15 protein-coding genes are annotated in these 12,989 nt (G+C 67.9%); 7 read left to right on the top strand and 8 right to left on the bottom strand.

Annotation, left to right across the window (positions count from 1 at the left end; all coding sequences use genetic code 11):
• Positions 1-39 precede the first annotated feature (39 nt).
• Positions 40-234, bottom strand: coding sequence for a hypothetical protein (locus ON33_RS37445; protein ID WP_040863887.1), 195 nt, complete (start codon positions 232-234; stop codon positions 40-42).
• A 177-nt stretch (positions 235-411) separates the two neighbouring features.
• Between ON33_RS37445 and ON33_RS37440 the strand changes: the two genes are divergently transcribed.
• Complete coding sequence (locus ON33_RS37440; protein WP_157184941.1) at positions 412-786, top strand: hypothetical protein; 375 nt, start codon at positions 412-414, stop codon at positions 784-786.
• Positions 787-805: 19 nt separating this feature from the next.
• Here the strand turns inward: ON33_RS37440 and ON33_RS37435 are convergent, their stop codons facing one another.
• Positions 806-1,948, bottom strand: a complete 1,143-nt coding sequence (locus ON33_RS37435; protein ID WP_040863885.1) for an acyl-CoA dehydrogenase family protein — start codon at positions 1,946-1,948, stop codon at positions 806-808.
• 75 nt (positions 1,949-2,023) lie between these two features.
• Here ON33_RS37435 and ON33_RS37430 point away from each other — a divergent pair, with 75 nt between their 5' ends.
• Positions 2,024-2,620 carry a TetR/AcrR family transcriptional regulator gene (locus ON33_RS37430; protein WP_040863884.1) on the top strand — a complete coding sequence of 199 codons (597 nt, stop codon included), beginning with the start codon at positions 2,024-2,026 and terminating at the stop codon, positions 2,618-2,620.
• A gap of 91 nt (positions 2,621-2,711) precedes the next feature.
• Positions 2,712-4,241 (top strand): FAD-binding oxidoreductase, encoded by a 1,530-nt coding sequence (locus tag ON33_RS37425; protein WP_040863883.1) that lies wholly within the window; start codon positions 2,712-2,714, stop codon positions 4,239-4,241.
• Positions 4,242-4,245: 4 nt separating this feature from the next.
• Here the strand turns inward: ON33_RS37425 and ON33_RS37420 are convergent, their stop codons facing one another.
• Positions 4,246-4,992, bottom strand: coding sequence for a S1 family peptidase (locus tag ON33_RS37420; RefSeq protein ID WP_040863882.1), 747 nt, complete (start codon positions 4,990-4,992; stop codon positions 4,246-4,248).
• Positions 4,993-5,064: 72 nt separating this feature from the next.
• Between ON33_RS37420 and ON33_RS37415 the strand changes: the two genes are divergently transcribed.
• Both ON33_RS37415 and ON33_RS37410 read left to right on the top strand, forming a co-directional pair.
• The gene (locus ON33_RS37415; RefSeq protein ID WP_040863881.1) at positions 5,065-5,580 is read left to right on the top strand and encodes a pyridoxamine 5'-phosphate oxidase family protein; all 516 of its coding nucleotides are present in this window, start codon (positions 5,065-5,067) and stop codon (positions 5,578-5,580) included.
• Positions 5,581-5,697: 117 nt separating this feature from the next.
• Positions 5,698-6,423 (top strand): helix-turn-helix transcriptional regulator, encoded by a 726-nt coding sequence (locus ON33_RS37410; RefSeq protein ID WP_063711182.1) that lies wholly within the window; start codon positions 5,698-5,700, stop codon positions 6,421-6,423.
• 241 nt (positions 6,424-6,664) lie between these two features.
• Here the strand turns inward: ON33_RS37410 and ON33_RS37405 are convergent, their stop codons facing one another.
• Genes ON33_RS37405 through ON33_RS37395 form a run of 3 tightly spaced genes read right to left on the bottom strand, consistent with a single transcriptional unit; the run spans position 6,665 to position 8,765 of the window.
• Complete coding sequence (locus ON33_RS37405) at positions 6,665-7,057, bottom strand: VOC family protein (RefSeq protein ID WP_040863880.1); 393 nt, start codon at positions 7,055-7,057, stop codon at positions 6,665-6,667.
• Positions 7,058-7,108: 51 nt separating this feature from the next.
• Entirely contained in the window at positions 7,109-7,918 is an 810-nt protein-coding gene (locus ON33_RS37400; protein ID WP_040863879.1) for an Rv1486c family protein, read from the bottom strand.
• A gap of 22 nt (positions 7,919-7,940) precedes the next feature.
• Positions 7,941-8,765, bottom strand: a complete 825-nt coding sequence (locus ON33_RS37395) for a DUF3097 domain-containing protein (protein ID WP_040863980.1) — start codon at positions 8,763-8,765, stop codon at positions 7,941-7,943.
• 128 nt (positions 8,766-8,893) lie between these two features.
• On the opposite strand from ON33_RS37395, the gene ON33_RS37390 reads away from it, so the two are divergent.
• Both ON33_RS37390 and ON33_RS37385 read left to right on the top strand, forming a co-directional pair.
• The gene (locus tag ON33_RS37390) at positions 8,894-9,325 is read left to right on the top strand and encodes an NfeD family protein (RefSeq protein WP_040863878.1); all 432 of its coding nucleotides are present in this window, start codon (positions 8,894-8,896) and stop codon (positions 9,323-9,325) included.
• On the top strand, positions 9,325-10,578 hold the full coding sequence (locus ON33_RS37385) for an SPFH domain-containing protein (RefSeq protein ID WP_040863877.1): 1,254 nt from the start codon (positions 9,325-9,327) through the stop codon (positions 10,576-10,578). Before ON33_RS37390 ends, ON33_RS37385 begins: the two co-directional genes overlap by 1 nt.
• A 105-nt stretch (positions 10,579-10,683) precedes the next feature.
• Here ON33_RS37385 and ON33_RS37380 read toward each other — a convergent pair whose 3' ends face one another.
• Both ON33_RS37380 and ON33_RS37375 read right to left on the bottom strand, forming a co-directional pair.
• The gene (locus tag ON33_RS37380; RefSeq protein ID WP_040863876.1) at positions 10,684-11,622 is read right to left on the bottom strand and encodes a TauD/TfdA dioxygenase family protein; all 939 of its coding nucleotides are present in this window, start codon (positions 11,620-11,622) and stop codon (positions 10,684-10,686) included.
• Positions 11,623-11,640: 18 nt separating this feature from the next.
• The gene (locus ON33_RS37375) at positions 11,641-12,987 is read right to left on the bottom strand and encodes an LLM class flavin-dependent oxidoreductase (protein WP_040863875.1); all 1,347 of its coding nucleotides are present in this window, start codon (positions 12,985-12,987) and stop codon (positions 11,641-11,643) included.
• Between the last annotated feature and the right edge of the window lie 2 nt (positions 12,988-12,989).

Genomic DNA, 12,989 nt, shown 5'->3' with positions numbered 1-12,989 from the left:
CCCGGATGTGGCCGTGTCGATTTCCCGGCTGACCGCCGGTCAGCGCCGTAGCGACCGGTACCCGGTCCAGAGCAGCAGGCCCGCCCCGATCACGACGAGAACCCCACCGAGATAACTCCACTCGGAGTGCCCGGTCATCGGCGACCCGTGCAGGGAACCGGCGCCCTGCGCCATCCAGATCACTCCGACGACGCACAGCACGACGCCGATCACGGCGGAGACGATACGTCTCATGACACCTCCTCGGTGGCCTGAGCTCAGCATAGGACTTCGAGAAGGTCACCGGCTGCGGGGCCGCCACGTCCGTCGAGGATATGGTCGAATGCTGGTCGTGGGGAGATGAACACGTTGTGGCGCAGCCGATTCGGCATCTACTGTCGAGGCGAACCGATCGGCCGAGGGGGAAATGTAATGAGGACATGTTCGATCGTGACCCTGGCGGCCTTCGCAGGCATCGCCGCCACGACTGCACTGCTCGCGCCGACAGCGGCAGCGGACGACATCGTGCCGGGTGTCGCGTGCGCGGGCACCAACTGCACCAATGACAACGATGAGGACTACGTCGTCTCCGGCACCGCGCTGTGCATCCACTGGAACTTTCCGACGTACCAGAACGGGAACGACACCTCGACGACCAGCCTCGAACCCGAGGGCTTCCGCTTCACCGTCCCGGCGCACGGACAGGCAACCCTGACTCCCGGCTGCACGGGCGGTGACGTCATGAGCTCCTGGAACATCACCGGCGCCGCGCCGAGTTCCCAGGTGCCGACCGGCTCCTGGGGCTAGCGCCGCACCGACGCCGGCCTCAGCTGCTCGCCAGGCTCCGGGCGATGACCAGGCGCTGGATCTGGTTGGTGCCCTCGAATATCTGGGTGATCTTGGCTTCGCGCATGTAGCGCTCGACGGGGAAGTCCTGGGTGTAGCCGTAGCCGCCGAAGACCTGGACGGCGTCGGTGGTGACCTTCATGGCGGCGTCGGTGGCGGTGAGCTTGGCGACGCTGGCCTGACGGGAGTAGGGGAGGCCGGCGTCGCGGCGGCGGGCGGCGTCGAGGTAGGTGGCGCGGGCCGAGTCGACGGCGGCGGCCATGTCGGCGAGGACGAAGCCGAGGCCCTGGTGGTCGATGATGGGGCGGCCGAAGGCTTCTCGCTCCTTGGCGTAGGCGACGGCGTCGTCGAGGGCGCGCTGGGCGATGCCGGTGGCGACCGCGGCGATGCCGAGACGGCCGGAGTCGAGGGCGCTGAAGGCGATGGGAAGACCCTGGCCAGGTTCGCCGATGAGGCGGTCGGCCGGCAGGAAGGCATTGTCGTAGGCGGCGGTGGTGGTGGGGACCGCGCGCAGGCCCATCTTCTCCTCGGGCTTGCCGAACGAGAGACCCTCGGTGTCGGCGGGCACCAGGAAGCAGGAGATGCCGCGTGAGCCCTCGCCGGTGCGCGCGAACAGGGTGTAGTAATCGGCCTTGCCGCCGTTGGTGATCCACGCCTTGGTGCCGGTGATCCGATAGCCACCGTCGGCCTCGACGGCCCGGCAGCGCAGGGCGGCGGCATCGGAGCCGGCGTGTGACTCGGACAGGCTGTAGGCGCCGATCAGATTGCCGGACAGCATCTCCGGCAGCCAGCGCTGCTTCTGCTCCTCGGTGCCGTACGCGAACAGCGGATGGCACGAGAGGCTGTGCACGCTCACCGCCACCGCGACCGCCGCCCAGCGCGCGCCGAGCTCCTCGAGCACCTGGAGGTATACCTCGTACGGCTGCCCGGCCCCGCCGAACTCCTCCGGATACGGCAGGCTCAGCAGCCCCGCGGCGCCGAGCGCCCGGAACGCCTCGGCGGGGTAGCGCTCCTGCTTCTCGTACTCGACGACCTGAGGCTCGAGCACCTTGTCCGCGATATCGCGAGTGAGCTCGATGAGGTCGCGGGCTTCGGGCGTGGGCAGCAGACGATCGACGGGCATACCGGTCACATTACGACCGACACCCAATTGCGTGCAAGGCAGCATGCAATTTCGCAAGGCGGCTAGACTGACCAGGTGGTATCCGGTCTACCCCCGAACAAGCATCAGGAGAAGAGTCTCCGCACCCGCGCGCTGCTGCTGGACGCGGCGATCGAGAGCCTGGCCGAGGTCGGGTACGCGAGCGCGTCCATCGCGGATATCACCGCGCGCGCCGGGGTGACGCGAGGCGCGCAGCTGCATCACTTCCACACCCGGCAGGAGTTGTTCGCGCAGACGATCGAGCACCTGACACTGCGGCAGGGGGAGGCGCTGGCGCGGCGGGTGCGGACCTTGCCGGGGGAATCGTCGGCGGGGGAGGTGCTGGTCGAGTTGGTGACCGCGCCGTTTGCGGGGAAGCTGGGCAAGGCGTCGGTCGAGCTGTATGTCGGCATCGCCAATGACAAGGACCTGCGCCGGAACATGCTGCGCGTGCAGCACGACCTGACCGTCGAACTGCTCGACGCCTGCGGCCGTTTCATCGAGGCGCCGCGGGAGCGGCTCGAGGCGGCGTTCTGGCTCACCATCAACCTGGTGCGCGGCGCGACCCTCGACGAGATGGTGGGGCGGGATCGCCTGCGACGCAAGCAGGTTCTCGCCGAGTGGGCGCGGCTCGCCGAGGGCATGCTGGGTTGAAACACGAACGTTCACGGTCGCGATAACCGACCGTTGAATGGTTCGTGTGTGCCCGGAGGTCCGGGCACACCCTCGGGGGAGGGACGCCGTCGTGGCGATCAATCGGCGAATTCTGTTGCGGGCGGCCGGACTCGGTGCAGGGTTGGCCGCACTCGGGTCGGTGACCGGCTGTGTGCCGAGCGTACCGGCCGCCGAACCGACTACCGGGCAGGGCGAACCGACTACCGGCCGGCCGGAACCGACTGCCGGACAGGTGGATTGGGCCGGGCTGCGGCAGCGCCTGGCCGGGACTTTGCACCTGCCGTCCGATTCCGGCTACGCGACGGCCAAATTGGCCTACAACCCCGCGTTCGACGCCCGGCAGCCCGCGGCAATCGCGCAGTGCGCCAATGCTTCCGATGTGCAGGCCTGTGTGAACGCCGCCGCGAGCGCGAAGATCCCGGTGGCGGCACGTAGTGGTGGGCACAGCTACGGCGGATACTCGACACCCGACAACGGGCTGGTCGTGGATCTGCGCGGGATGACCGGCGTCGAGGTGAGGCCGGACGGAACCGCGGTCATCGGTGCGGGCACCCGGCTGATGGACGTGTACTCCGGTCTGGCGAAGGCGGGTCGCTGCCTCCCGGCCGGATCCTGCCCGACGGTCGGGATCTCCGGTCTGACCCTCGGCGGCGGGGTCGGCGTGCTGGCCGGGAAGTACGGCTTGACGTGCGACAGCCTGGTTTCGGCACAGGTTGTCGCCGCCGATGGCACGGTGCGGACCGCCTCCGCGACCTCGGAACCCGAGCTGTTCTGGGCGCTGCGCGGCGGCGGTGGCGGCAACTTCGGCATCGTCACCTCGTTCACGTTCCGGACGGTGGCGGCGCCGCAGCTGGCCTTGTTCCAGGTCCGCTTTCCGGCCGGATCGCTGACGGAGGTGCTGGGCGCGTGGCAGAACTTCACCGCGTCGGCCCCGGACGAATTCTGGTCCACCCTCGGTATTTCCGCCGGGAGTCCGCCTACGTGCCGGATCAACGGCTGCTATGTCGGCTCGGAGAGCAGCATGAACGCGCTCCTCGACAAACTGGTCGCGGCCACGGGAACCCAACCGTCCAACAGGTATTCGCTCTCCAAGGACTACCTCTCGGCCATGATGTATTTCGGCGGCTGCGCGAATTACTCCGTGGAGCAATGCCGTCCGAATTGGAATGGCAGGGGAGTGCTGGGCCGTGAATCGTTTACGGCGTCCTCGCGAATTGTGACGAAACCGCTCGCCGAACCGAGTCGCCTGACCGCATTGCTCACCGGCCGCGAAGGCATGGATATTCTCCTGGACAGTCTTTCCGGAGCTCCCGCACGAATCGGCGCGAAGGACACGGCTTTTCCCTATCGCGGTGCGCTGGCCACCGCCCAGATCTACGTCGGCGCCACCACGCCGGAGGCCCGGAATGCCGTGAACGAGGTCCGGGACCGGCTCGGCGACCTGACCGGGAACACGGCGTTCGTCAACTACATCGACCCGGGCCTCTCGAATTGGGCCAGTGCCTACTACGGCGAGAACGCGTCTCGCCTGCGCGGTGTCGCCAAGCACTATGACCCCGATGGCGTCTTCGCCTTCGACCAGTCGGCGTCGAAGGCGTGACGGCTCAGAACGGTGCGGGTAGCCGGGTGTAGACGGTCGGGTATCCGGGCAGGGCCGTTCCGCGCGACCACGAGGTGATGCCGACCAGCTTGCCGTCGACGAACAGCGGTCCGCCGCTGTCGAGTTCGCCGGTGTCGGCAGTGCTGGAACCGGCGCACACCATGTCGCTGGCGTCGAAGGCGCCGGGGTAGGCGGCAGCGCAGTCGGCATCGGAGACCATCGGCACGGTGGCACGGCGGAGAACGGTGTTGAAAAGGCCGGTGTCGGAGGTGGTGCCCCACCCGAGCACGGTGCCGCTGTCGTCCTGCGGCGCGGCGATCGGGACCGTGGGCCGGTTCTGCGGGGTCGCCAGGGTCAGGATGGCGAGGTCGTGGTGGTAGACGTCGACGCCGTCGACCGTGTCGGTGCGGAAGTCGGGGTGCAGGCGAACCTCGGTGACACCCACTGTCGTTCCGTCGTGTGAGGTCAGGTCGCTGCGGTCGAAGGTGACGGTGAGCGCCCGCGGCAGGAGTTGCGCGATCTGCACGCAGTGCGCGGAGGTGAGCACCTGGTCGGGAGCGATGAGGGCGCCGCCGCAGAACTGCCCCGAGGCCCGCGGGAAGAACAGCGGGGTGCCGACAGCGGCCAGCCAGGGATAGTCGCCGGCCTGGGCTTCGGTGCCGCCGACCACGGCGTTCGCGGGGAGGGTGGCGGGCGTGGCGCAGCCGATGAGCGCCGCGGCGAGCACGGCGATCCGGCGGGAGATCGACATCGGGCCATTCAAACAGAGATCGGCGGGTTTCGACGAGCGGATGTGTCGGACCCTCGGAGTACGGTCGCGACTATGACGTCCTGGACCGAGTTCGCAGCCGAAGCACCCCGTATCTCGACCATCTTCACCCGCCGTCACGCCGCCACCGGCAACCTGTGCATGCTCGCCACCCTCAGGAAGGATGGTTTCCCGCGCATCAGCCCGCTCGAGCCGCGCATCTTCGAGGGCGAGCTATGGCTGGTCGGCATGCCGGGGACCACCAAGTTCGCGGACCTGGCCCGCGACCCGCGCTTCTGCCTGCACACGGCGACCGTGGACACGCAGGTCAGCGATGGGGACGTGAAGATTTTCGGTACCGTTCGCGATGTGCAGGATCCCGGCCTGCAGCGACGCTGGGCCGAGGACCTGTTCGCCGAGAGCGGCTTCGACCTGCGGGGCCGCAAGTTCGAACCGTTCTACGCCGTCGATTTCACAGGTGCGTCATCGGTCGAGATCGTGGACGGGCGCATGGAGGTGACCGTGTGGAAGCCGGGGCAGCCGGAGCACGTAGTCGAGGTCTCCGATCAAGCGGAGCCTGCGACGACATAGCATGCAACGTTGCATCGACTGCAAAGACGCAAACGCTGCAAGTGTGCGCGAGGTGCTGAACAAGGGTGTGTTTCAGGGCTTTTCGGGTTCGGGATGCGGTGAGGAGTGGGTGTGGTGATGGAAGTCCACCCGCCGCGAGGCTATCGGGAGCGACCGTCGGGGGTCGGCGGCGCGGTGGTGTGGACTCGCCAGGGCGTCGCGGACACGGATCTGCCTGTGCTGCCGGACGGCAGCATGGATCTGCTGTGGATCGACGGGCGGCTCTCGGTGGCCGGGCCGGACACCCGCGCCTATCGCCCGGCGCCGGGATTCGCCGCCCGGATCTCCGGGATTCGCTTCTTCCCCGGTGCGGCACCGGCACTGCTCGGGGTGCCGGCGCACGAGCTACGGGATGCGAGGGCCGACCTCGCCGACCTGTGGTCACCGGTGGCACTCCGTCGCGCATCCGAATTGCTCGCCAGGGCATCGGATCCGGCGGCCGGCCTCGAGGCCATCGCGCGCTGGCGCGCAAATGAAGCCGATGCCGCGGATCCAACGGTGCGATTCATCGTGACGTCCTTGGGTTCGGGGATGTCGGTGTCTGCGACGGCCGAAGAATTGGGGACGGGGCCGCGGCGGTTGCATCGGCTTTCCTTGGCGGCCTTCGGGTATGGGCCGAAGACGCTGGGGCGGGTATTGCGGATGCAGCGGGCGCTGGCGTTGGCTCGGAGTGGGATGGGGCTTGCGGAGGTTGCGGCTTCGGTGGGATTCGCGGATCAGGCGCATTTGACTCGGGATATTCGGGAGTTTTCGGATATGTCGCCGAGGCAGTTGCTTGGGCTAGTGGAAATGTCGTCGGTCTGAATATTCGTCTATCACATGGTAATTCGGGTGTTGCGGGCGGCGAGTACGGCGTTGCTGGCACTCCTATCAAGTCCAGCGCCACGACCGGGCAGTGCGGTGAACCCCGCAGCCGGACCGTCCGGCAGATCCTGGACATGACACCACGGTCAGCATCTTTCGAGTCAGGACGACCACCGCGGGGTCCACCCACATCATTACTGCATCTCTTGTCTTGATCTTTCGTCTTTCCGATTTTGCCGTCTCAAGCCAGGGCGGCGTAGAGGTCGACTCCGTTCCCGTCCGGATCGAGGACAGTCGCATAGCGCTGACCCCAGAACGCATCGAACGGCTTCAGTTCAGCGCGATACCCCGCCCCGATCAGCTCTTCGAACTTCTGGTCGACACCAGCAGGCGAGCCGCAGTCGCAGGCGAGACCGATTCGCCCGGCCCCGGGGACCGCTTTCCAGTCCGGGTGAAAGGACCGGACGGTGTCCTCGGTATCCATCATCAGTTTGATCCCGCCGCCCAGATCGGCGTCCACGTGCGGCTGCTGCTCCGACCCGTCAGCGAACTCCACGCCGAGACGCCGATAGAACTCCAGCGACGCCCCCATGTCCGACACCACGATTCCGATCACATTCAGTCGAATAGCCATACGAGCACGGTATGCCCGCGCATCGCGATCGGTCTTGAAGAAATCGGACAGTCAGCGAGCGTGGACCGCTGCCAGCCGCGCGGCGCGGATCGCGTTCCAGAGTGGCCGCAGCAGCGCCTCCTGCGCGGCGACGGCCGTGGCGGACGTGGGCGCCGACGCCGGTTCGCGTTCGGCGACGGTGAGGATCGCGGCGACCTGGTCGGCGGTATCGAGAATCCGGCGAGCCCGCAGCGGCATCGAATCGGGATACTTATGCCTGGAATGTCCGGCTAGTTCGGCTTCCACGAGTTCGCGCGGCCCGACGCCGCCGGACCCGAGCCGCGTGGTCTGGAGCTGCTGGAGCGCATCCGCGGCATCGCGGACCGCCTCCCGCATGGTGTATTCAGCTTCACCCAAAGGCATTTCGGGTGCGGGCGCAAAGGGGATGGGCGTCGTGTAGACCCGCCACTGCAATGCGTCGTCGTCGGTCCAGACCGGCACGAGTCCGGTGCCGCTGGATCCGGCCGTCCCGATGAGGACGCCTTCCTCGGCTTCGGTTGCGGCGGTAGCGAATTCGGTCCCGACGGGCAGCCCGCGCACGTCACCGGGAATCGGCAGCACCAGCCGCGCCTGGGCCTCGGGCCCGTCGAGCGCTTCACGGATGATCTTGAGCAGCACCATGATTCCCGCTCCGGCCACCGCCGCGGGATCGTCATCGGACGCCCACGGCAATCCGGTGTGCCCACCGGTCACAGGATCCCCGGCGGCCACCGTCTGCCGGGGAGCCCAGGCGCGCAACGCGTCCAGCACGTCGTCGGGGGCGCTGCGGCCGGCCAGCCAGGCCCCGGCCCAGACCGTCAGCGATGCACTCGGGGAACTCATGCATTCGAGGATAACTGGCGGGCTACTCCTGCTCGGTGACGAAATCGATCAGTCGTTCGACGGCGCCGATGAGCGGGGTTTCGAGGTCGCGGTAGGAGCTGACCGCGTTGTAGACGCGACGCCAGCCCTCCTGCGGGGTGCCCCAGCGCAACCGCTGGCAGATGCCGGTTTTCCAATCCTCGCCACGGGGGACGTCGGGCCAGGCGGGGATGCCGACGGCCTGCGGGCGGACGGCCTGCCACACGTCGATGTAGGGATGGCCGGTGACGAGGACATGCCGGCCGAGGCCCTGGGTGAGGCCGGATTCCTTGGAGCCGGTGACCAAATGGTCGACGAGGACGCCGACGCGCCGGCCCGGCCCGGGCTGGAATTCGGCGAGTTTGGCACCAAGGTGGTCGAGACCTTCGAGCTGCTCGACGACCACGCCCTCGACCCGCAGATCGTGTCCCCACACTCGTTCTACGAGTGCCGCGTCGTGGATGCCCTCCACCCAGATGCGGCTGGCCTTCGCGACTTGCGCCCTGAGTCCTTCGATGCGGGTGGATCCGGAGGCGGATCGGGCGGACCGCGTGGGCGCGGCGGTGGTCGGCTTCACGAGCGTCACCGGCTGCCCGTCGATCAGAAACGCGGCTTCCCGCAGCGCGAACAGTCGCACCCGCCCGCCGCGATCCTCGAGTTTGACGAACTCGCCATCGTAGCTGCGATCGAAACCCACTACGGCGCCGCAGAATCCGGTGGCCGCGTCCTCGGCGACGAGGTCGCGTTCGGCGACCACACGGGGCACCTCCCGTTTCTGCTTGCGCGCGTGTCCGGAGAAGATGTCGCCGTACCGTTGGTGCCCACTCACCGCGTCGAGGTTACCGGCGGCGCGCGGGAATCCTCCTTGCGCCGCGCCCATTCCGATATGTCGGGTTGTCAGCGCGGAGTGATCACGAATAACGGCCGTAACCCGCGATTACGGTTACTGTTGGTGACGTGGCCGCAATAGTTTGGCTGGTCGCGGGGATTCTGCTCGCGGCGGCCGAGATGCTCACGGGCAGTCTCGTGCTGATCATGCTGGGTGTTGCCGCGCTCATCACCGCGGGGGTGAACGAGCTCACCGGCTCCTCGGTACTCATCGACGCGGTGGTGTTCGGGGCCACGTCGATCGCCCTGCTGGTGTTGGTCCGCCCATTCATGTTGCGGCGCTATGCGATTCCGCCGCCGCATCAGACCGGGGTGGACGCGTTGCCGGGGAAGACCGCGAAGGTGCTCGAAACGGTCGACGAGCACGGCGGTCGCGTGAAGCTCGGTGGCGAGGTGTGGAGCGCGCGTCCCTATGACGCCGCGGAGTCCTACCCCGTCGGTTCGACCGTATACATCATGAGGATCGACGGCGCCCATGCCGTCGTCATGAAAGGGCCGTGATGGCTGTACTGATAGTCGCCGTCGTACTCATCCTGCTGGTCGTGGTGGTGGTCTTCAAATCGGTGGCCCTGGTGCCGCAGGCCGAGGCCGCCGTGATCGAGCGCCTGGGCCGGTATTCGCGGACCGTGTCCGGGCAGCTGACCTTCCTGGTGCCGTTCGCCGATCGGGTGCGTGCCAAGGTGGATCTGCGCGAGCGGGTGGTGTCGTTCCCGCCGCAGCCGGTCATCACCCAGGACAACCTGACCGTGCAAATCGACTCGGTGGTCTATTTCCAGGTCACCAGTCCGCAGGCCGCGGTCTACGAGATCTCCAATTACATTGCCGCCGTGGAACAGCTGACGATCACCACGCTGCGCAACGTGGTCGGCGGCATGACCCTGGAGGAGACCCTGACCTCCCGCGACCAGATCAACAGCCAACTGCGCGGCGTCCTGGACGAGGCCACCGGCCGCTGGGGTCTGCGGGTGTCGCGCGTGGAGCTGAAGGCCATCGATCCGCCGCCGTCGATTCAGGAATCGATGGAGAAGCAGATGAAGGCCGACCGTGAGAAGCGCGCCATGATCCTCACCGCGGAAGGCCAGCGGGAGGCGTCGATCAAGACGGCCGAGGGCCAGAAGCAGGCGCAGATCCTCGCGGCCGAGGGTGGTAAGCAGTCGGTCATCCTCTCCGCCGAGGGTGAGCGGCAGTCGCGCATCCTGCGGGCGCAGGGTGAACGGGCGGCCGCGTACCTGCAGGCGCAGGGCCAGGCCAAGGCCATCGAGAAGGTGTTCGCGGCCATCAAGAACGGCAAGCCGACGCCCGAACTGCTGGCCTACCAGTACATGCAGACGCTGCCGCAGGTCGCCAAGGGTGATGCCAACAAGGTGTGGCTGGTGCCCAGCGATTTCGGCAAGGCGCTCGAGGGTTTCGCCCGCGGCTTCGGCAAGCAGGGCGAGGACGGCGTGTTCCGCTACGAACCGTCGGAGGACGGTGCGGCGACCGAAGCGCCCGAGGACGATGCCGAGGAGGTGGCCGGCTGGTTCGACACCGCCACCGACCCGGCCACCCAGCGGGCCGTCCGGGCGGCCGAGGCGGATGCGCGGGCACCTGTCGAGCCGGTCGGTCTGCCGCCGACGTCGCCGCGGCCGCACCTGGAGCAGCGTCCGATCACGCCGCCGCCGCAGCAGCAGCCGGTGCAGCCGCAGTACCGTCAGGAACCGCCGGACCAGCGCTGGCAGAACCCGCCGCAGCCGCCGCGGCCCCTCGGTCACTGACGGGTCGTTCCTGAGCGATCGACGGCAGCGGATCGAATCACGCACTGAGCGAGGCCCTCTCGACACTGTCGAGAGGGCCTCGCTGTCGACGTGGCGAGCGTGTGATCAGTTCTGCGTGCCGCCGAAGTGCTCACCGGCGATGGACCGAGACGGCTCACCGTCGACGCCCACCGGAACGTCGCCCTCCAGCGTCGTGCGGTAGAGCACGCGGGTGACGTCCAGATGGTCGAGGTCGCTGGGCGCGAGGTGCGCGGTGGCACGGTTGTCCCAGAAAGCGATACTGCCCTTCTCCCAACGGAATCGGACCGTGTAGGCCGGATCGGCGAGTTCGGCGTACAGCAGTTCCAGCAGTGCGCCGCTCTGGCGCGGGCTGAGGCCGATGATGCGGGTGGTGAAGCCCGGGTTCACGAACAGCACGCGTTCGCCGGTCACCGGATGCACCCGCACCACCGGGTGTTCGGTGATCAGCGGGGCGGCCGCGACCCGCTTGGCGTAGTCGCTGTCCGCATCCCAGGCGGGCAGCCTGCCACCGAAACGGTGTTCGGCGCGCAGACCGTCGAGGAAGGATTTGAGCGAATTCGGCAGGCCCGCATAGGCGGCGGCGAGGTTGGTCCACTGGGTGTCGCCACCGCGCTCGGGTGCGATCTCCGCCCGCAGCAACGAGGCGGCCGGCGGGTTGATCAGCGGCGAGACGTCGGTGTGCCAATGGTTGGTGTAGCTGAATTTCTTCTTCCCGAAACGCTTTTCGTACAGCCTGCTGTCGACGGCGAGGATCTCGGGGTATTCGGTGGGCGCGTCATCGTCGTACGGATGCGAGGGCGTGACCGCGCCGAACCGCCGGGAGAAGGCGATCTGTTCAGCGTGCCCGATCTGCTGATCGCGGAAGAACAGCACCTTGTATTCGTGCAGCGCGGCGGTGAGGACCGCGATCTGCTCGTCGGTGAAGTCGGCCCGCAGGTCGATGCCGGTGATCGCGGCGCCGATGTGCCCGGCGACGGGTTCGATGCGGAAGGTGGAGACCGGGTTCTCGGTGACGGTGGTCATGAGCTTTCCTTTCAGATCTCAGGCGGTCGCCTGGGTGCGGGCGGGGGCGAACTGGCTTTCCACGGGCGCGAGTCCGTAGTGGCCGCGCAGGGTGTCGGCGGTGTAGTCGGTGCGGAACAGGCCGCGCTCCTGGAGGATCGGGACCACGCGGTCGACGAAGTCCTCGAGTCCGCCGGGCAGGTAGGGCGGCATGATGTTGAAGCCGTCGGCCGCGCCCAGGTCGAACCAGGACTGGAGTTCGTCGGCGATCTGCTCGGGCGTGCCGGCGAAGGTGCGGTGGCCGCGGCCGCCGCCGAGTTTGCCGATGAGCTGGCGGACGGTCAGCTCTTCCTTCTCGGCGAGCTCCTTGACGAGGGTGAATCTGCTCTTGCCGCCCTCGATCTCGCTTTCCGGCGGCAGGGGCGGCAGCGGTGCGTCGAGGGCGTGCTCGGTGAGGTCGACGCCGAGCAGGGTGGAGAGTTGCCGCAGCGCGTAGTCGGGGGAGATGAGGTCGGTGAATTCCTGTTCGAGGGCGCGGGCTTCGGCCTCGGTGTCGGCGATGAAGGGAACCAGGCCGGGCAGCACCTTGAGGTCGTCGGCGGACCGGCCGTACTTGGGCAGCCGGGACTTCAGGTCACGGTAGAAACGCTGCCCCTCCTCGATGGTGCGCTGCGCGGTGAAGACCGCTTCGGCGTGGCGGGCGGCGAATTCCTTTCCGCTCTCGGAGGATCCGGCCTGCACCAGCAGCGGCCGTCCCTGTGGGCTGCGCGGCGAGTTGAGCGGGCCGCGGACCTGGAAGCGCTCGCCGCGGTAGTCGAGGGTGTGGACCTTGTCCGGGTCGGCGAAGATGCCGGTCTCCGGGTCGAGCACGACGGCGTCGGATTCCCAGCTGTCCCAGAGTTGCACCGCGAGGTCGACGAATTCGCCGGCGCGTTCGTAGCGGCGGGCGTGCTCGGGGATGGCTTCGTAGCCGAAGTTGAACGCCTCGTCCTCATTGCCCGAGGTGACGATGTTCCAGCCCGCACGGCCACCGCTGATGTGATCGAGTGATGCGAATTTGCGGGCCAGGTTGAACGGTTCGTTGTAGGTGGTGGAGGCGGTGGCGATCAATCCGACGTGCTCGGTCACGGCGGCGATGGCGGCGAGCAGGGTGATGGGCTCGAAGACGGCGAGCGCATTGCGCTTGATGCGCGGGCCCACGGCCAGCCCGTCGGCGAAGAACACCGAGTCGAGCCGGCCGCGCTCGGCGATGCGGCCGAGCTCCTGGAAATGCGTCACCTCGAGGACCCGGTGCTCCTCGGTGCGCGGATGCCGCCAGGCGGCCTCATGGTGGCCGACGCCCATGAGGAAGGCGTTCAGATGGAAGGTCTTGCGTGGGTTGGACATAG

It is taken from the genome of Nocardia niigatensis NBRC 100131, from assembly GCF_000308655.1.
GTDB classification, from domain to species: Bacteria; Actinomycetota; Actinomycetes; order Mycobacteriales; family Mycobacteriaceae; genus Nocardia; species Nocardia niigatensis.
This window is presented reverse-complemented; position numbering and strand designations above follow the sequence as displayed.

What these genes read in the sequence shown, in the direction of transcription:
- ON33_RS37375 (WP_040863875.1), bottom strand. Translation starts at nt 12,987, where the DNA reads ATGTCCAACCCACGCAAGACCTTCCATCTGAACGCCTTCCTCATGGGC.
- ON33_RS37420 (WP_040863882.1), bottom strand. Translation starts at nt 4,992, where the DNA reads ATGTCGATCTCCCGCCGGATCGCCGTGCTCGCCGCGGCGCTCATCGGC.
- ON33_RS37400 (WP_040863879.1), bottom strand. Translation starts at nt 7,918, where the DNA reads ATGAGTTCCCCGAGTGCATCGCTGACGGTCTGGGCCGGGGCCTGGCTG.
- ON33_RS37435 (WP_040863885.1), bottom strand. Translation starts at nt 1,948, where the DNA reads ATGCCCGTCGATCGTCTGCTGCCCACGCCCGAAGCCCGCGACCTCATC.
- ON33_RS37445 (WP_040863887.1), bottom strand. Translation starts at nt 234, where the DNA reads ATGAGACGTATCGTCTCCGCCGTGATCGGCGTCGTGCTGTGCGTCGTC.
- ON33_RS37440 (WP_157184941.1), top strand. Translation starts at nt 412, where the DNA reads ATGAGGACATGTTCGATCGTGACCCTGGCGGCCTTCGCAGGCATCGCC.
- ON33_RS37385 (WP_040863877.1), top strand. Translation starts at nt 9,325, where the DNA reads ATGGCTGTACTGATAGTCGCCGTCGTACTCATCCTGCTGGTCGTGGTG.
- ON33_RS37380 (WP_040863876.1), bottom strand. Translation starts at nt 11,622, where the DNA reads ATGACCACCGTCACCGAGAACCCGGTCTCCACCTTCCGCATCGAACCC.
- ON33_RS37415 (WP_040863881.1), top strand. Translation starts at nt 5,065, where the DNA reads ATGACGTCCTGGACCGAGTTCGCAGCCGAAGCACCCCGTATCTCGACC.
- ON33_RS37410 (WP_063711182.1), top strand. Translation starts at nt 5,698, where the DNA reads ATGGAAGTCCACCCGCCGCGAGGCTATCGGGAGCGACCGTCGGGGGTC.
- ON33_RS37405 (WP_040863880.1), bottom strand. Translation starts at nt 7,057, where the DNA reads ATGGCTATTCGACTGAATGTGATCGGAATCGTGGTGTCGGACATGGGG.